This window comes from Arcobacter pernae, assembly GCF_049472135.1.
Classification (GTDB): Bacteria; Campylobacterota; Campylobacteria; order Campylobacterales; family Arcobacteraceae; genus Arcobacter_B.
In genome coordinates this window covers 18,875-37,026 of record NZ_JBMOVV010000011.1, presented here as the reverse complement: position 1 = coordinate 37,026, position 18,152 = coordinate 18,875, and the positions used below count along the sequence as shown (strand labels likewise).

Annotated in this window: 14 protein-coding genes and 1 riboswitch; of the genes, 2 read left to right on the top strand and 12 right to left on the bottom strand. The window is 28.1% G+C overall.

The window, feature by feature from the left end:
* Positions 1 to 70: 70 nt before the first annotated feature.
* Genes ybaK through ACH5BF_RS11755 form a run of 5 tightly spaced genes read right to left on the bottom strand, consistent with a single transcriptional unit; the run spans position 71 to position 6,719 of the window.
* Positions 71 to 538 (bottom strand): Cys-tRNA(Pro) deacylase, encoded by a 468-nt coding sequence (gene ybaK / locus ACH5BF_RS11775; RefSeq protein WP_423274435.1) that lies wholly within the window; start codon positions 536 to 538, stop codon positions 71 to 73.
* Positions 522 to 1,607 carry a DNA alkylation repair protein gene (locus ACH5BF_RS11770; protein WP_423274434.1) on the bottom strand — a complete coding sequence of 362 codons (1,086 nt, stop codon included), beginning with the start codon at positions 1,605 to 1,607 and terminating at the stop codon, positions 522 to 524. The genes ybaK and ACH5BF_RS11770 overlap by 17 nt, the downstream gene beginning before the upstream one ends.
* Before the next feature lie 11 nt (positions 1,608 to 1,618).
* Positions 1,619 to 1,924: a DUF2149 domain-containing protein gene (locus tag ACH5BF_RS11765; RefSeq protein ID WP_423274433.1), complete on the bottom strand. Its 306-nt coding sequence runs from the start codon at positions 1,922 to 1,924 to the stop codon at positions 1,619 to 1,621.
* The gene (locus tag ACH5BF_RS11760) at positions 1,914 to 2,363 is read right to left on the bottom strand and encodes a MotA/TolQ/ExbB proton channel family protein (RefSeq protein ID WP_423274432.1); all 450 of its coding nucleotides are present in this window, start codon (positions 2,361 to 2,363) and stop codon (positions 1,914 to 1,916) included. Before ACH5BF_RS11760 ends, ACH5BF_RS11765 begins: the two co-directional genes overlap by 11 nt.
* Positions 2,364 to 6,719, bottom strand: a complete 4,356-nt coding sequence (locus tag ACH5BF_RS11755; RefSeq protein ID WP_423274431.1) for a cobaltochelatase subunit CobN — start codon at positions 6,717 to 6,719, stop codon at positions 2,364 to 2,366.
* 113 nt (positions 6,720 to 6,832) lie between these two features.
* A riboswitch (cobalamin riboswitch) is annotated at positions 6,833 to 7,025 on the bottom strand.
* 123 nt (positions 7,026 to 7,148) lie between these two features.
* Here ACH5BF_RS11755 and ACH5BF_RS11750 point away from each other — a divergent pair.
* Complete coding sequence (locus ACH5BF_RS11750) at positions 7,149 to 8,210, top strand: agmatinase family protein (RefSeq protein ID WP_423274430.1); 1,062 nt, start codon at positions 7,149 to 7,151, stop codon at positions 8,208 to 8,210.
* 29 nt (positions 8,211 to 8,239) lie between these two features.
* On the opposite strand, the gene ACH5BF_RS11745 is transcribed toward ACH5BF_RS11750, so the two are convergent.
* The 4 genes from ACH5BF_RS11745 to ACH5BF_RS11730 form a co-directional block, all read right to left on the bottom strand.
* Positions 8,240 to 9,541, bottom strand: coding sequence for a 2-isopropylmalate synthase (locus ACH5BF_RS11745; protein WP_423274429.1), 1,302 nt, complete (start codon positions 9,539 to 9,541; stop codon positions 8,240 to 8,242).
* Between the two features lie 178 nt (positions 9,542 to 9,719).
* Positions 9,720 to 10,508, bottom strand: a complete 789-nt coding sequence (locus ACH5BF_RS11740; protein ID WP_423274428.1) for an AraC family transcriptional regulator — start codon at positions 10,506 to 10,508, stop codon at positions 9,720 to 9,722.
* A gap of 52 nt (positions 10,509 to 10,560) precedes the next feature.
* Positions 10,561 to 11,481, bottom strand: coding sequence for a manganese-dependent inorganic pyrophosphatase (locus ACH5BF_RS11735; RefSeq protein WP_423274427.1), 921 nt, complete (start codon positions 11,479 to 11,481; stop codon positions 10,561 to 10,563).
* A gap of 78 nt (positions 11,482 to 11,559) precedes the next feature.
* Complete coding sequence (locus ACH5BF_RS11730; RefSeq protein WP_423274426.1) at positions 11,560 to 13,464, bottom strand: sensor histidine kinase; 1,905 nt, start codon at positions 13,462 to 13,464, stop codon at positions 11,560 to 11,562.
* Between the two features lie 111 nt (positions 13,465 to 13,575).
* Here ACH5BF_RS11730 and ACH5BF_RS11725 point away from each other — a divergent pair, with 111 nt between their 5' ends.
* Complete coding sequence (locus tag ACH5BF_RS11725; protein WP_423274425.1) at positions 13,576 to 14,085, top strand: ferritin; 510 nt, start codon at positions 13,576 to 13,578, stop codon at positions 14,083 to 14,085.
* Between the two features lie 10 nt (positions 14,086 to 14,095).
* On the opposite strand, the gene ACH5BF_RS11720 is transcribed toward ACH5BF_RS11725, so the two are convergent.
* The 3 genes from ACH5BF_RS11720 to ACH5BF_RS11710 all read right to left on the bottom strand — a co-directional run bounded on the left by ACH5BF_RS11720 (position 14,096) and on the right by ACH5BF_RS11710 (position 18,088).
* The gene (locus ACH5BF_RS11720; protein ID WP_423274424.1) at positions 14,096 to 14,590 is read right to left on the bottom strand and encodes an asparaginase domain-containing protein; all 495 of its coding nucleotides are present in this window, start codon (positions 14,588 to 14,590) and stop codon (positions 14,096 to 14,098) included.
* Between the two features lie 3 nt (positions 14,591 to 14,593).
* Entirely contained in the window at positions 14,594 to 16,000 is a 1,407-nt protein-coding gene (gene aspA / locus ACH5BF_RS11715) for an aspartate ammonia-lyase (protein ID WP_423274423.1), read from the bottom strand.
* Between the two features lie 204 nt (positions 16,001 to 16,204).
* Positions 16,205 to 18,088, bottom strand: coding sequence for a HAMP domain-containing methyl-accepting chemotaxis protein (locus tag ACH5BF_RS11710; protein ID WP_423274421.1), 1,884 nt, complete (start codon positions 18,086 to 18,088; stop codon positions 16,205 to 16,207).
* Between the last annotated feature and the right edge of the window lie 64 nt (positions 18,089 to 18,152).

Below are 18,152 nucleotides of genomic sequence, written 5' to 3'. Positions count from 1 at the left end.
ATCTTACTCTTTAAATGTTAAGAGATTATTAAAATATTAGATTTTTTATAAGCTAATAATATATTTCTTACTATGATGTAACCTTATAGTAACTTGCATTTAATAGCTTTATTAAATCTTCTGGTTTAACCTCAATATCTAAACCTCTTTTACCACCACTTACAAAGATAGTATCATAGTTTTTTGCACTCTCATCAAGAACAGTTTTAAGTCTTTTTTTCTGACCTAAAGGAGAGATTCCTCCAAGTAAATATCCTGTTACTTTTTGTGCTTCTTGTTTATTTGCCATTACAGCTTTTTTTGATTTAAAAGCTGTTGCAACTTCTTTTAAACTCAGTTGATTTGCCACAGGTAAAACAGCAACAGCTAACTCTTTTGGTGATAATTCAACTAAAAGTGTTTTATAAACTTGATTTTCATCTAAACCTAGTTTTTGTGCTGCTTCTTCTCCATAGTTTTCACAAGCGGGGTCATGGTCATACTTATGTATTTTAAATTCACATTTATTTTTTTTAAGTAGATTAATTGCTGGTGTCATTTAAAATGAAACTCCTTTTTATTTTCTCTTCACCATTTAAAATAATAGAGACAAAATGCTCTCCTAAATAGTGTTTCCTTGTTGTTAAGTCTTTAAAACTTAGTTTTTTTATAAAACTTTTATTTTTTGTTTTATGTTCATTTTGACTTATCATAAAAACTTTTTTAGAGTTTGTACTGTTTGCTTTTTTATAATAAATAGCATACTCAACTCTTAAATTTCCTAAAGTTTTTAAACTATTTAAATCAAAAGAAAAAGTAAAATCTTCTCCAAGATTTACAGAAGAATCATACTGAAAATTTCTAATATCAATATGAGAAGTAGTTCCATAATCAAAAAGTTTTAGTATTTCTACATCACCTTTTTTAAGAAGGGTTCTACTTGCATGTTTACATATCCAATCTAAATCTTTTGAGATCCCAAGATTTTTAGAAACAAAATCTATTACTATTTTTGGATTATCTTTTGAGATGTCATTTAGATTATTTGCAAGGCTTTTTTGAACATACTTGCTCTCATCATTTTTAAGAAGTTCAATTATCTCTAAAACTTTTGAAGGCTCTTTTTTAAACTTTGGAAGAGCTATTGCCCAAGGAAGTCTAGGACGACACCCTTCACAAGATAGTCTTCTTATATGTTCATTTGGTGATTTAGCCCAAAGTTTCATCTGCTTCATAGTTTTATCTTCATATTTTAAGATAAACTCTCTAATTGCAAACTCACTACTACTATCAATAGTAAAAACCTCTAAAGCCTTCATTGATTCATCAAAATAATCCAAACCAAAAACACCAACAAAGTCTTGAAAAAACATAGCTTCAAAGCTAGTGAATTTTTTTGAAGCTGGCTTTAAAACCTCAAGTTGTTCCATATAAGAAAGAGGTAGATAAGCATGAAGACATAAAGCTATATGTCTCATTCTATCTTTTAATTCTAAACTATTCCATGTTTTATCAAAAATAGAAGCTTCAAAAGATTTTTCATCAAAATCCTTATAAAAAACTTTTATTTCATTTGCTAGATTTTTTATATACTCTTTTGTATATACATTTTTTAAAGGCTCACTCAAAATAGACTCTTTTATTCACTTATTAATATCAATTTTCCTGTTTTAGGGTCTTTATAAACTTGCCCTAAAGATTCATAACCATTATTTGAAGCTTCATTATTTTGTAAATCTTTAGGAATATTTGCTAACTCTTTGCCTTGCTTTATCTCTTGTTTTTGCTCAACATTAAAGTGCTCTTGCAAGTTTGGGTTTATTGCAACAAGAGCAGCTATTAACCCACAAGCAAAAACCAAAATAATATCAACAAGATTTGCTAAAGGTCCTAAAGGCTCGTCATCTTCTTTAGAAAAATGCTCACTTGAAAATCTATTTCTCATTTTGATTTTCCATAAAAGTTAAAGCATTATCATACCATCTTCTTCTTAGCCTTGCTATTACAAAACCTATCATTCCTGCAAGTAAACCTAATACCGTTGTATCAAAAGCTACAAGCATTGCTGTACTAAGTATTTTTACATCTCCATCACCAAGTGCCGCAAGTCCAGGACCTAAAGGAATCAAAGTTCCCATAAGCCCTAACATTGGAGATATTCTTGTAATAAAATCAGCCCTTTCAATTCTTTTTTTTGCATGAGCTAATACATATGAAATGTCACTGTTGTTTTTTAATCTTTTTATTTCTACAGTTCTCTCACCTATTGTAATTCCAACTTCATAAATTGCAAAAGCTACAAAAAATAAAAGTGCCCAAGAAACTGGTTCTAAAAGTATACTTGTGATTTGATGCATTAAACCTAATGATATTGAAGAAAACATCTAAATTCCTTTTTTTCTATTTAAAATAAGAGAGTTAAATAAACCTGCAAATAAAACTAGTAAAGCACCCAGTATTAGATATATAAGATAACTTTCTTGAGAGTTCTTGTTTTCATCTTGACTTTTATTTACTTCTTTTTTTTGATTTTGTTCTTGCTGTTTTAACTCTATTTCTTTTACTGCTTTATAATTATCTTTTTTAATTTCTTGTTTCTCTAATCTTGAAGCTTCAACTTTTTGTGCAAGTTTTAAAGCTTGTTGTTTTGAAATATTTTGTTTTACAAACTCATAAATAGGATGGTTTGAATGAGTATGACCACTTCCTGGAATTCCCTTTTCTATAATATTTTGTGCAAATTTTTCAGATAACTGCTTTTTAGTCTCTTCACTTGTTTGCCAAAAATCTTTTTGAATTGCAACAAGCATAATTGCTAAAATATTTGTTTGTACATGAACTTGATGATTTGAAGATAAAAACTCATCTAAACCAAGATTTAGCTTATCATCTACATAAACAGCTTTTACTTCTTCCCAAACACCATCTTTAATAATCTCTGGATTAGTAACTTGCCATCCCCATAAATACTCTATAAACTCACTTCCCATAGTCCTAGCTCCAGCATAACCTTCTTTCATAAGTGGTTTAATCCATTGAGGATTAAAAAATCTTCCTCTTAATTCACTTAAAAGTGCTGTTTCTAAACCATCAATTTTTAAATCATTTGTGTTTGAATGATTTAATACATAAGATTTTGGTTGTTTGTTTGTTAAAGACTCTATTGCTAGATTTAAACCACCTAGATAATCAAAAGTATCGTTATTATCGATTAAACCATAAAGGTTACTAGCTCTTCCAAGATATGTACTTTCAACCTCTTTTAATTGTCTTATAAAACTTTGTGTAGCTACTTGTGGTTCATCTTGAATACTATAAGAGTAAGACATTCTTTTTATGAATACTTTTGCTAACTCTTTTCTATCTTCCCAAGAACCTGATCTTTCAACTAACCTATTTATTCCTGCACCATAAGCACCAGGGGCTGTAGCAAATACTCTTTGAATAGCTTGTTTTCCTAAAGTTTCATAGTTAGCATTTGGATTTTGCTTTAGAAGTTCTCTTAATTCATTTACAAAGTTTGCAGCAACAGCATTTACTTCTAAACTCTCATTTCCACCTTCTTTTAAATCACCTAATGGCTTTAAAGCACTATCTAAAGATAGAGTTAAAGCAGGATAATCTTTCAAAATAGTATCATATGAAGCATCTAATGCCATAAGAACTGCTTTATGTAAAAGTGCTAACTGTGTTCCATAAAGGTCTCTAAATAGTCCAGAACCTGTAAAAATAATATCGTATCTTTTCTGTCTTCTTTCATCTAAAGATAACCTTTTTAAGCCCTTTACAATTCCTCTACTATTCCAAATAGGTTTTACTCCTAACAGCTCAAATCCAAAGGCTATCATAGCACCTTCATCTCTTACCGTATCAGAAGCCCATAAAATTACTGCTTCTTTTTTTAGAAACTCTTTTTTCTTTTGCTTTGCTTTTAAAGCCAGTTTTACACCAACTTCATATCCAACATTTGAAGGTATTAAACCACCATCAATAGCATAAAAGTTTCTACCTGTGGGTAAGGCTTCATTTGTTCTAATTGGGTCATTTCCTTTTCCTGCAGTTACAAATCCACCATTTAAAGCATTTATAAATGAGTTCATTTCAGCCTTGGGAGAGTCAACTAAATTCTCTTTAGTTTCTTTTGATAAAACATCTTCTTTACTCATTGATTTAAGCATAGTTTCAATAGCTTTATTATTCCAATCTTTTCCAAAAGTATGAAGACCTAAGGGCATAAACTCTTCTTGTAAGTGCGTTAAATAATGTCCTACTTCATGAAGTAAAAACTCATCATCAACCTCATCAAAACCAATACCTCTTACTTTTAATTCCTCATCCATACTTGCAATAATTTCATTTTTTAGATTCATTTTTTCAATTGAATCTTTTAAGTTTTTAATTGCACTTTTTCTAATATTATCATCAACAGCAGCTTCTGCACTCTCTATTAATTGTCTTAATTTTAATAAATCATCATAAAGTTTAGTTGTTGCAAGTGGAGGAGTTAAATGGTCAATCATAATAGCTTGACCTCTTCTTTTAGCTTGAATTCCCTCACCTACACCATCAACAATATATGGATAAATACTTGGTATATCTTCAATAATAAGAGAAGGATAATCACTTGCACTTAAACCAACACTTTTTCTTGGTAAAAACTCATAAGTAGAGTGTCTTCCAACATGAACTATAGCATCTGCTTTAAATTTATTTTTTAAATAGTTATAAAAAGCTAAATACTGATGAGTAGGAGGAAAAGAAAGATTTGCATGAAGCAACTCTTCATTTAGTTCCCATCCCCTTGGAGGTTGCGGTGCTAATATAATATTTCCAAACTTAACAGAAGGAATTAGAAGTTCATTATTCCAAGTCATTACAACACCAGGAAGTTCACCCCAACCTTTTATACCTTCAATTTGTAAATTTATAATTGCATTTTTTAAATCATTTGCATTTTTTAAACTATAGTTTTTATTCTCTTTTGCATTTTCTAAAATAGTCTTATACTCTACTTTTAATTGCTCCAAAAGATTAATAGCCCTTTGTCTACTTTTACTTCTAACTCCATCAAGAGCATGATGAAGATTATCCATAGTTTTTGAAACATAGTCACTTAAAGAGGTATATATCTTTTGCTTTTGTAAACTATTTATATTTGTAGATTCTTTTTGTAAAAACTCTACTATTTTTATATGTAATGCTTCTAAAGGTCCTTTTGTCATCTCACCTTGTATATCTTTTGGCAGTGTTTCAAAATAGTTTTTATACTCTTGTAAACTTAGTTTTTCTATTTTTTCACTTTGCTCTTTTAAAGCTTTTTTATCATTTGGAAGGTTTACTGCCCTTTCTTGAAGAACATCTAATAAATCCTCATGTGAAGCTGGAAGTTCTCCTACTTGATAACCTTGCTTTTTTAGACTCTTTAACATTTCAAAAAGTGTTGTAGGAACATTTAAGTTATCTGCTCCGATATTGTGACGTCCAGGAGGATGGTTATAATATATTATTGCAATTTTTTTATCTTTATTGTTTTTTTTAGTTAAAAGCATCCATTTTTTAGCTTTATTAACTATGTTTTTTATTTGTTCATCTAAAAGCTTTAATTGAAAAATATTTGCACCAGTTAACTCATCTTTAGAAGCTAAATCATTTATAGCAACCACATGGCTTTGACCTATTCCTTGAAGTTCAGGCATAGAGATTCTATAATGAATAGAGTTTTTATCTAAACCTTGAGATGAAAGTTTATATGATAAAGCAGTAGAATCTAAAACCTTAATTGCTTTCAAAATAGGTACATTTAACTCTTCAAACTCTTTTAAAACTTCACTTCTTCCCTCACCTGCACCAATTACAAAATCATGTAAAGAGATTATTGAAAAACTTTGATTTTCTTTTAAATTATGTACAATATCTTTTATACTTTTTACTGCGATTTTACTAGGTTCTCCCCATGAGCTTAAAATAGAAATAGTTTGTAAATTTGAATTTTCGTTTATTGCTTTATGTATTTGCCAAGAAGTATTATCTGCCTTGTCATTATCTAAGATAAAAAGAATATCTTTTGAGAAATCAATTTTTTTTATTAACTGCTTCACATCTGTAAAAGCTGTTGAATTATCAGAATTCAAGAAATATCTTATTTGTTTTAACTCTTTAAACTTAGGCCATGTTGAACTATCATTTGTATTTAAAGATAAAAATTTAAATAAATTCAAACTGTTTTCAACACCTCTATTATCCCAATAAGCTCTAGCTTGTAAATACCAAGCATATGAAGGAAACTCTTTTTGCTTTTGTTTTAAAGCTTTTTCATATGAATTTTTAAAATCTTTTTTTGATAAAAGACTTGAAGGTAGATTTTTATAATTTGCATTTGAAATATCTTGATTTAAAGTTATTAGTCTTCTATCGCCTTGTAAGGCTAAAACTGTTTGCTCTTTTTTATAGTCTAAAGATATTAATCTTTCAACTAACTCTCCAAATACAGCAACATATAAAACAGTATTTGCATTTGAAACTAACTCTTGTAATTGCATTTGAGTCATATTTAAAACCTGTGACTCTGTTCTAATAGCAATTTTATCATTTGAGTTTTTTAAGTAATGAATTGCACCTTGATTTAAACTTGAAACAGACCTATCTGATACGATAGAGAATATAGTTTTTTCTTTTGCATTTAGAGATAACACACTAAAAACAAAGAAGAAAAAAACTAAAAAAACTTTTAGTTTTTGCATGAAACTTCCTATTAATACTTTTATTAATACAAGAATCATTTAGGGTTAAACAGTAAAATGTCTAAAAAGAAGTATGAATACATGCTTACTTTCAGGTCACCCCGCCTGATATTTGCATTTTAATTAACTAGGTCGGTCTTCGGACTTAATGAACTTTTTTAAAGCAAAGTTTCCTTCCCATCATAAATGACAGTGGATTAGAACTTTTACATGTATTTCATGCACATATTACCGCTGCGGGGGCAGTATAGGATTTTCACCTATTTCCCGTGAATTTCTTAATTCACCTACTCAATTTAAAAATTGGATTTTATCTGTTTTGAACTTAAGATATTAATCATAAAATACTTAAATAAAACAATTTTACTTTTTTATTGACTTTCTTTGTATATAATTAGCAATAAAATTTACTTTAACTTAGGAAAACTAATGTCATATAGAACACTAGAACAAGAAATAGAAATATTAGAACAAGGATTACCTCCACAAGAAGGTGATGGTTTTATTGGAGGAAGATTAAATCCAAAGGAAGCTAGTTTAGTTCTAATTCCTGTTCCTTGGGAAGCAACAGTTTCATTTGGTGAGGGAACAGCACATGCTCCTGATGCCATAAGAGTTTCAAGTCATCAACTAGATGTTGAAACTTATCATTATATCAAGCCTTATACTGCTGGAATTGCTATGCTTGAAACTGATAAGGATTTATTAAAATTAAGTAATAAAGCTAGAAAAAAAGCTGTTAAAGCAATCGAAGCTTTAGAAAATGGAAGCAAAAATAAAAAAGCTATCAAGTTTGTAAATGAAGCTTCTGATATTTTAAATGACGCTGTTTATAAAAAAGCAATGAAACAACTAAAAAAAGGAAAAGCTGTAGCTGTTGTTGGAGGAGATCACTCTTGTCCTCTTGGACTTTTAAAAGCATTAAATGATACACAAGATGAAGAGTTTGGAGTTTTACATGTAGATGCCCACCACGATTTAAGGCAAGCCTATGAAGACTTTACTTACTCACATGCTTCAATTTTTTATAACGCACTAAATGAGTGTGAAAAAATCTCACAATTAGTTCAGTTTGGAATTAGAGATTATAGTAGTGAAGAAGAGCAAAGAATGATTGATTATGCTCAAAGAGGGGCTTGTTTGTATGACTCAAATATGCAACAACAATTAGCTTCAGGGAAAACACTAGAAGAGGTTTTTACTCCATATATTGAAAAACTTCCACAAAATGTTTACTTATCAATCGATATTGATGGATTAGAGCCACTAAACTGTCCAAATACAGGAACTCCCGTACCAGGTGGTTTAAGATATAGCGAATTAGAACACTTAATTTTTATGGTTGTAAAAAGTGGTAGAAATATCATAGGTTTTGATTTATGTGAAGTTGGAACTAGTGATGATGAATGGGATGCAAATGTTGGGGCAAGAATTTTATATCAACTTTGTGGAGCCCTACTTGCAAGTCAAGGTAAAATAGAATATAAATAGAGTCTAAAAGTAAGTTTTTTAACTTACTTTTAACTATTTAGTTTTTTATATAATTGTATAATTTCTTCTTTTTCTAACTCTCTTTTTAATTTATCTGACTCATTTTTTACAATTAAACCAAACTCTATAGCTTCATTTTTATTTAGATTTACACCTAAAAACTCACTTAAAATAAAGCTTATTCCACCTTTCCCTGATTGAGAATTTACTCTTATTACATTTTCATATCCTCTTTTAATGTCTTTTGGGTCAATTGGCAAATATGGTACATTCCAATTTTGAGCATTTGATTTTCTATAAAAATCTATTCCTTTTTTAATAGCATCTTGATGTCCACCACTAAAAGCTGTGAATATCATATCTCCAACAAAAGGGTGTCTTGGATGCACTTTTAATTTTGTTTTCTCTTCATACATAACTTTTACTTCATCAATTATTGATAAATCAAGTTTTGGGTCAATTCCTTGCGAATAAATGTTAAAAGCAAAATTTATTAAGTCTAAATTCCCCGCTCGCTCTCCATTTCCAAATAATGTTCCTTCTATTTTATCTGCACCAGCAAGTATTGCTAATTCTGCACTTGCAACAGAGGTTCCTCTATCATTATGAGGATGAATACTAATAATTAAAGCATCTCTATTTTTTAAATTTTTACACATCCACTCTATTCTATCTGCATAAATATTTGGAGTACAAGCCTCAAGAGTATTTGGTAAATTAATTATCATTTTCTTCTCAATTGTCGGTTTTACAACATCTATAACTTCATTACAAATTTTAACAGCAAACTCTAAATCTGTTTGAGAAAAACTTTCAGGGGAATATTGATAAGTTACATTTCCTTTAAAATCTCGTGTAAGTTCAACTAAATATTTCATAGATTCAACTGCCATTTGTATTATTTCATCATCACTTTTTTGAAATACAACTCTTCTTTGAAATTTATTTGTTGGATTATATAAATGAAAAATTCCATTTTTGACATTCATCATGGCTTCAACACTTTTTTTAATCCACTCCTTTTTTGCAGGAATTAATACTTGAATAGATACATCATCTGGAACTAAATCTTCCTTTATTAATTTTTGGGTAAAAGAAAAATCTGTTTGACTAGCACTTGGATAACTAACCTCTATTTGTTTAAATCCTATTTTCACTAAAGTTTTAAAATACTCTAGTTTTTCTTCGACAGTTAATGGATTTATTAAAGCTTGATTGCCATCCCTTAAATCTACACTACAATAAATTGGTGCTTTAATTATAGTTTTATCTGCCCACTCTCTTTTAAAATCTTTAATATTTGGATATTGTTGATATTTTTTGAAACTCATAGTTTACTCCATTATAATTTTTGTTTTTGATTTGTTTTTGTATATTTTGATTTTAGAAAGTTTTGAGGAAGAGGAAATAAAATGAGATAACTTGTTTTATAATATGTATACTCATAAGAAACTCCTTTTAAAATTTTAGAAATTATAGCTATGAGAAAAGATTAAATCTTGTACAAAATTAACATTTTGAAGAAATATTTTTTTGATACTCTTTTGGTGTAATTTGAAAAACTCTTTTAAAGTTTCTATTTAAATGGCTTTGATCAAAAAAACCACTATCTTGTGCAACTTGAGATATCGAAAGATTAGTAGTAAGTAAATCTTTTGCTTTATGTACTTTTTTATTTAAAATATATGAATGAAGAGGTAAACCAAATTGGTTTTTAAATACTCGAATTAAATGAACAATACTAAGTTCAAACTCTAAAGAAAGTTCTTCTAAAGAAAAATTCTCTAAATAGTTTATATCTAAATAATCTTTTATTTCATTAGCTAACTTTTGTTCTTTTTTTTCAAATAAAAAATCTTTTTTATCTAATGAAAATATTAAAAAACAAAAGTTAAATAGTTTTTCTTCTTTTTCTAAATCAATACATTTTTCATCAAGTAAACAATTACATAATAATAAAAATTCAGTGTAAATAGTTTTATTTTGTAGTAAGGTGTAAGGTAAAGAATATTGTAGATGATTTTTTAAAAGAAATTTCTTATCTAAGTATAAAACATACCCATCATATGATTTTTTATTTATTGTTGCACAGTGAGGAACTTGTTCATTTATAAGTACAACTTCATTAGGAAGTAAATCAAAAGAATCTTCATTAAAGATGATTTTTAGTGAGCCTTCTTTTATTATAGTAAGAGTTAGTTCTTCATGTAAATGTATTTTTGTACACGCAGGTATATTTTTTACATACCTAAGTTCTATAAAGGGTAGTTTCTCATTTTTAAATAAGGCAAGATTCATTTTATATTTTATTTCAAGAAATTTAATAAGATAGCAAAAGCTATCTTATTATTTATGCAAATGCAGGTTGTAAGAAAGGAATGATTTGTTTTTTTCTAGATAGACAACCGTCTAACCAAACTTTTCCATCAACTAATTTAACATCAAATGCTTTTTCAAAAATTGATGAATCAGTTGAAGAAACTAATACTTCAGAACCTTCTTTCATAATATCAGTTAAGATTAAACATGCTGTATGTAAGTTATTCTCTTCTCTTAAAGCATCTAAATCTGCTTGTAATTCAGCTTTGATTCCATCAAAAATAGCTAAATCAATAACTTCTAACTGACCAATTCCAACTGCATTTCCATGCATATCAAATGGTTTGTAATCTCTTAAAATTAATTCTCTAACTGGAACACCCTCAACAGCTGATTTAACTTTGAACATTTCCATACCAAGTGCACCGAAGTCTTCAACACCAGCAATCTCAGCTAACTCTCTAACTATTTCGATATCTTTTGGAGTACAAGTTGGTGATTTAAAGATAACTGTATCACTTAAAATTGCACATAACATAACACCAGCAATATTTGCAGGAATTTCTACTTTGTGATAGTCATACATTTCTTTTACGATTGTGTTTGTACAACCAACAGGTCTAATCCAACACTCTAATGGAGTTGAAGTTTCAATATCACCTAATTTGTGGTGGTCTACAATACCAACAACTGTAGCTTCATCAATATCTTTTGGAGCTTGACCTCTATCAGAATAATCAGTAATAAATAATTCACATCCAGCAAATTCAGTTTTAAGCTCTGGTGCTTCAAAACCAAATCTATCTAAAATAAATTGAGTTTCAGGAGAAACTGGTCCTTGTCTAGCTGGAATTGCTTCTCTTCCAGTTTTATTTAAAAGGTATGCTAATGAAATCGCTGAACAGATAGAATCTGAATCAGGAGTTGTATGTCCACATGTATAAATTGCCATTATAAAATATCCTAAATTTAATTTTTTGGGCATTTTACCTAAAATATAGTTATGTTACTTTTAAATAAAAAGATTAATTTATTTAGGAATTTTAATTGTAAACTTCGCTCCATTTTCTAAAATATCATTATGTGTAAACTGTACATTCTCTACACTCAATGAACCTTTTATATTTCTTTCTATAATTTGCTTTGACATATAAAGACCTAAACCTGTACCTTTTACTTCACCTTTAGTAGTAAAATGAGGTTCAAATACTTTATTTTTTATACTTTCATCAATACCACCAGCATTATCTTTTATCTCGATTATTGCAAATTCTTCTTTTGTATAGATATCTATAAAAATAGCTCTATAACCATCTTTTTCTTCTAAAGCATCTTTTGCATTATTTAGTATATTTAGAAGAACTTGAAGAAGTTCTCTTTCATAATTTTCCAATTCAATAAACTCAATATTTTTTACAACTTCAATATCTTTTTTCTCTAAATGAGAAGATAAAAGTTTAAATGTTTTATCTAAACTTGAAGAAAGAGTAAATTTTGATATCTCTTTATTTGCTCTAAAAAATCCTCTAAAATCCTCTATGGTATCAGATAAATGATTTGCTGAATTATTGATAGTATCAACAGAATCTTTTAATATCTCATCACTTAAAACACCTATTTCCTTTTGGAAACTAATAGAAGTTGCTGCTGTAGTGATTAAGGATAAAGGCTGTCTCCATTGATGGGCAATATTCTCCATCATTTCACCCATTGAAGCTAATTTTGATTGTTGTGAAAGTAGTTCATACTGTCTTTTATTTTCATCAACATGCTTCTCAATATCTTTTTTGTATTTCTTAAATCTTTTTTCTATAACTAAAGAAATATAAAAAGAAATAATTAATAAAACTAAACTAAATACAATTGCAATAATAAATATTTTTTTTGTGTTTTCATTGAAATTCTGAGTCATTTCTAACTCTTTTTTCTCTAACTCTTTATTTAAATCATCAAGATAAAAACCAGTACTTATAATCCAATTCCATTTAGGAATTTCTTTTACATATGAGATTTTAGTAAAAGCTTTTGTTGTATTTGGTTTTGGAAAATTCAAAGTAATAAAACCTCCGCCCAAAGAAGTAAGTTCCCTTGTTTTTTCCACAATATTAACTTTATTCATTGTATCAACTTTTGAAGACACACTTTTACCTAAAAGCTCTTTTTTAGGATGCTGTAAATACTTGTCATCTTTATCAAAAACAACAAAGTATCCATTTTTCGAAAATTTAAACTTGTCAATTTGAGCTAAAACTTTCTTCTGAATATCTTTTTCAAAGTCCTCTACATACTCACCTGTACCAATCAACCAGTCAAGTTCATAGATATTTTTAACATATCCTATTTTTTTATACTCTTTTTTATCTTCTTTAGTTTTTCTCCAGTACCATTGGTCAAAGCCACCATCATTTTTATCTAAAATCTCTAATACTTTCCTTGCAAAATACTTTCCTTTTGTATCTTGTGAATCTAAAAGATATTTGCCTTCTAAAAAAGGAAGTAAAGGATGAATAAGATTATATCCTTGCTTATTGTTTATAAAAAAGTATCCTCTATCATTGTTAAATCTCATTTTATAAATTACAGTTTTTATAATCTCTTTTATCTCTTCTTTTGTGTGAGTATCTTTATATTTCTCATAAATATTTACGATAATTTTATGTGCTTCTTCAACTTTATTTTTTAAAGACTCTTTTAATTGAGATTCTGTATATTTTTGTTCTTCTAAAATATAACTATAAACATTTTCAACTTGCTCTTTTACTATTAGTTTATGTTCTTTTATATAGTTTTCTTTTGTGTCTTTTTTGATTTTTTGAAAATTAGCTTTATTTTCAAAATATAAAAATATTGAAATTAAGAAAGTTACAAATAATGTGAAGATAGGTAGGGCATAACGTATTAAAAATAGTATTTCTTTCTCATTTTTTAACTTCATTTCAACTCTTTGTTTTTTATTATTTATATTTTCTCATAATCAAACTGAAATTAATAAATTTTATTTAAATTGCTTTGGCTATAATGAGTTTTTACACTAAAGGAGAAATTTATGATTAGTAAAGAATTACAAAAATCTTTAATAGAACAACTAAATAAAGAGTACCACTCTGCTTATATTTACTTAGGTATGAGTGCTTATTGTTCAAAACAAGGGTTCAATGGTGCTTCAAACTGGTTTTTAATTCAATACCAAGAAGAAGTTGCTCATGGAATGAAACTTTTTAAATATCTTGAAGATCAAGATGTAGAGATTAAACTTCCAAAAATTGAAGAAGTATCAGTTGAGTATAAATCACTTTTAGATGTATTTAAAAAATCATTAGCACATGAACAAAAGATGACTAAGAATTTAAATAACCTATCAGATTTAGCAATGAAAGAAAAAGACCATGCTACTTATAATTTATTACAATGGTATGTAACTGAACAAGTTGAAGAAGAAGCAACTGTAAGTGCTATTATTGACCATATTAAATTAGTGGGAGATAATGGATACGGACTTTATACAATTGATAAAGAATTATCAGGAAGAACTTTCGTAGACCCTACAAATCAATAAGAGTTAACTCTTATTGATTTATTAAAAACTGACCTTTTTGTCTGTCTTTTTTGATATTTGCATGAGATACAACAGAACCATGCATAGAGATATAAACACCATTTTTTATATCTGCGTTTAAAAAGCCAATAGCTTGCGAGAAGTTCATCGTAGCTTCAACTTTTTTGATACTCATAGGTACCATTGCCCCTGTTAAAACGATTTGTTTATTTAAATCTTTATTCTCTAAATATTGTGCTGTAATATCAATAGTATCTGTTCCGTGAACTATGATTATTTTTTCATTCTCAGATTTATTTATAGCTTCAATCATCATATCTCTATCATCATTGTCTATTTCTAAACTATCTTTAGAAATAATATTTTTGATTTCAAAATCTATATTAAAACAAGATTCTAAAATTTCATCTAAAGCTATATTATCACTTGGTACTTCAAGCTCACCTTTTAAAGGGTTATATCTTTTATTAAAAGTTCCACCTGTATTTATAATTGTAATTTTCATATATTAATTTCCTTCATAATTGCTTACCATATTTTTTGGGTGAAGAAGTTCATCTAACTCTTCTTTTGTAAATAGTTCTTGCTCTAGAATAATATCATATACTCTTTTATTTGTTGCTAGTGCTTCTTTTGCTAAGGCTGAACTTTTTTCATATCCTAAGATAGGATTTAAGCAAGTTACTAAAGTAACTGAGTTTAAGATATTTTCCATACAAACATCTTCATTTGCTGTAATTCCTTTTATACATTTTTCTGCAAGTGAATAAAAAGACCTTCTCATCATATTAATAGAAGTGAAAAGTTTATAAGCAACTAATGGCTCAAATACATTTAGTTGCAACTGTCCACCTTCACAAGCAATAGAAATAGTAGCATCAGCTCCGATTACTTCAAAAGCTACTTGATTTACAACTTCTGGAATTACTGGATTTACTTTTCCTGGCATGATTGAACTTCCTGGTTGCATTGGTGGAAGGTTAATCTCATTTAAACCAGCTCTAGGACCACTACTTAAAAGTCTTAAGTCATTACAAATTTTAGAGATTTTAATAGCAACTCTTTTTAAAATTCCTGAGATATGAACAAAAGCTCCTGTATCTTGTGTAGCTTCTATTAAGTCCCCTGCACTTTCATAATCTATTCCAGTTACTTCTCTTAGGTTATTTATAACCTTTCTTCTATACTCTTTTTTAGTATTAATTCCAGTACCAATAGCAGTAGCTCCAAGATTTACCTCTTTTAATAAAGCTTGGGCATCTCTTAATCTATAAATATCCTCATCAACCATAATTGCAAAGGTTTTAAACTCTTGACCTAAAGTCATAGGTACTGCGTCTTGAAGCTGAGTTCTTCCCATTTTTAGTACATCTTTAAACTCTACTGCTTTTTGTTCAAAAGCATCTCTTAAGTATCTAAGTGAATCTTTTAACTTATAAATTAACTCATAAAGTGTAATTTTAATAGCAGTTGGATAAACATCATTTGTAGATTGAGACATATTTACATGATTGTTTGGATGAATAACATCATAACTACTTCTTTTTTCACCTAAAATCTCTAATGCTCTATTTGCAATAACTTCATTTGCATTCATATTTGTAGAAGTTCCAGCTCCCCCTTGAATTGGGTCAACTATAAATTGGTCATTAAACTTTCCATCAATAATCTCATTACAAGCTTGGATTATTGCATCTCTTTGCTTATCATTTAAATCTCCTAATTCATAGTTTGTTAAAGCACAAGCTTTTTTAACTTTTGCAAGGGATTTTATAAAGTTTGGAAATAGTGATATACTTGTTTTTGTAATATCAAAATTCTCTTTTGCTCTTAATGTTTGTATCCCATAGTAGCTGTGAACATCAATCTTTTTTTCACCTAAAAAATCTTTTTCAATTCTGTAATTCTCTTCCATAATTTAACCTTTTAATCAAATATTTCAAAATCATATAAAATAAAAGTATGTAAAAAGTGTGTTTTATAGTGCAAACTAAACTTTTACTAAAGTATAGCCCTTTTGGAGAACATTTTTGATTACATTTTGAAGGGTTTTAAAAAGTGATATAAAAGAGAACTATAAAATCATAGTTCTCTTTTGATAAAAATATAGCTATTTAAATTAACTGTTTTTTCCTATAAACTCTTTTTCTAAAACATCAGTTACAATCTGCTTAGCTATTTTTCCTGTTTGATTTGCAACTTCATGTGTTTTACTTGCTATTTGTGCATTTTGCTGAGTTTGTTTATCTAATTTAGAAATAGAATCATTAATTTGTGCAATTCCTTTTTCTTGCTCTTTTGAAGAAATAGATATTTCATTTATTGTTTCAGTAGTTTTAGATATATCATTTAATAAATGATCATAGCCTTCTATCATTTGAGAACTGATATTTTTTCCTTCGATTGCTTTATTTGTTGCAGCTTCAACTATTCTTTTTATCTCAGCAGCAGCTTCAGCACTTCTATTTGCTAAATTTCTTACTTCTTGTGCAACTACGGCAAAACCTTTACCTGCTTCACCTGCTGTTGCTGCTTCAACTGCAGCATTTAGTGATAAAATATTTGTTTGGAATGCAATATTATCAATTACTAAAATTGCTTCATTTATATCTGTTACTTGAGTGTTTATTTCTTCCATTGCATTTGAAGTTGATTTTGCTAAATCTTGACCTTTATTTGCTGAATCTATTAAGTTATTAGAATATTGAGTCATTAAAGTCACATTTCTTGAATTGCTAATAACACTTGAAGTGATTTGCTCTAAAGAAGCTGATGTCTCTTCTAAACTAAGTGCAGCATTATTAGTACTTTCATTTAATATATTAACATTGCTGATTAACTCATCAGATGATTTTTCAACCAATCTTCCAATATCTAAAGACTGTTTTAATAGGTTTGATATTTCATCTCCTAATCCATTTACAATTACAGCAACTGTTGCATAAGGGTCTGGGAATCTTTGTGTAAAATCTTTATTTTTAAAAGTCTCTAATACTTTAATTAGTTGATTTAAATCTCTTGCAATAGTATGTTCTAAATAGTCTTGTAAATGCTCAATTAGCTCTTTTAATTCTTTAAGACTATGAGTATTTGTATCTTTTTCAAACTTAACAAGCATATTACCACTACTAAGCTCATTTATCACTCTTGTTACATCTTTTACAAACTCTTCATCTTCAAGAAGATTTTTCTTTGTTTTTTGAATATTATCATTAAGCATATTTGCCATTTGACCAAATTCATCATTTGAGTTTAAATCAATTTGAGTTGTTGTTTTTGTTTCTTTATTAACAAAATCAAAGAAACTTTTTAAACCATTTTGTATTTTACTTGCAGATTGTGATAACTGTTTTGAAATAAAGTATGCAATTAATATACCAATTATTAAAGCAATTATAAGAACAGTAATAATCATCTTAGCGAAACCATTTGCAGCATCTCTTGCTAAAGGAGTTGCAACTAAATTTTTCTTCTCTTCATAATCAATAAATTCGTTTATTGTTCCTAACCATTGTGTTATTAAAAAACTTGTTTCATTGATTAAAACTTCTTGTGCTTTTTGATGTTCTTCATTTTGTTTATATGAGATTATTTTTTCTATTAAAGGAAGGGTTTTTGCTTCAAATTCATTGATTTTATTAAAAATCTCAATCTCTTTTTCATCAACGCTATTTTTATTTGAAAATATATCTTGCATAGGTTTTGCAGATTCAACATAAAACTTTTCAAGTGTTCTGATGTTTTCTAAGGATTTCTTAAAAAGTTCATCCTCTTTACCTTTTGATAAAACTATATCTCTAATAGCAATTGCTCTATCATGAACACTACCTCTAAAGTTAATAGCATATCTTTGTTTTACAGAGTTTACTTCTACAATCTCTTCTAGGGTATCATCAATAAAATTTACTCTATTTATTCCAATAATTGTTACTACAATTAGAATAAAAATCATTAATCCAAAGCCAGTGTATAATTTCTGTGATATTTTCATATCTTTTAACATTTCATCTCCTTGTGGATAAAATTTATTATTTGATAGAAATTATACTTAATAAAGGCTTAGTTTT

Excerpts from the sequence above, each read along its gene's own strand:
- ybaK (WP_423274435.1), bottom strand. The coding sequence starts at position 538 with ATGACACCAGCAATTAATCTACTTAAAAAAAATAAATGTGAATTTAAA.
- ACH5BF_RS11765 (WP_423274433.1), bottom strand. The coding sequence starts at position 1,924 with ATGAGAAATAGATTTTCAAGTGAGCATTTTTCTAAAGAAGATGACGAG.
- ACH5BF_RS11760 (WP_423274432.1), bottom strand. The coding sequence starts at position 2,363 with ATGTTTTCTTCAATATCATTAGGTTTAATGCATCAAATCACAAGTATA.
- ACH5BF_RS11755 (WP_423274431.1), bottom strand. The coding sequence starts at position 6,719 with ATGCAAAAACTAAAAGTTTTTTTAGTTTTTTTCTTCTTTGTTTTTAGT.
- ACH5BF_RS11750 (WP_423274430.1), top strand. The coding sequence starts at position 7,149 with ATGTCATATAGAACACTAGAACAAGAAATAGAAATATTAGAACAAGGA.
- ACH5BF_RS11745 (WP_423274429.1), bottom strand. The coding sequence starts at position 9,541 with ATGAGTTTCAAAAAATATCAACAATATCCAAATATTAAAGATTTTAAA.
- ACH5BF_RS11740 (WP_423274428.1), bottom strand. The coding sequence starts at position 10,508 with ATGAATCTTGCCTTATTTAAAAATGAGAAACTACCCTTTATAGAACTT.
- ACH5BF_RS11735 (WP_423274427.1), bottom strand. The coding sequence starts at position 11,481 with ATGGCAATTTATACATGTGGACATACAACTCCTGATTCAGATTCTATC.
- ACH5BF_RS11730 (WP_423274426.1), bottom strand. The coding sequence starts at position 13,464 with ATGAAGTTAAAAAATGAGAAAGAAATACTATTTTTAATACGTTATGCC.
- ACH5BF_RS11725 (WP_423274425.1), top strand. The coding sequence starts at position 13,576 with ATGATTAGTAAAGAATTACAAAAATCTTTAATAGAACAACTAAATAAA.
- ACH5BF_RS11720 (WP_423274424.1), bottom strand. The coding sequence starts at position 14,590 with ATGAAAATTACAATTATAAATACAGGTGGAACTTTTAATAAAAGATAT.
- aspA (WP_423274423.1), bottom strand. The coding sequence starts at position 16,000 with ATGGAAGAGAATTACAGAATTGAAAAAGATTTTTTAGGTGAAAAAAAG.
- ACH5BF_RS11710 (WP_423274421.1), bottom strand. The coding sequence starts at position 18,088 with ATGTTAAAAGATATGAAAATATCACAGAAATTATACACTGGCTTTGGA.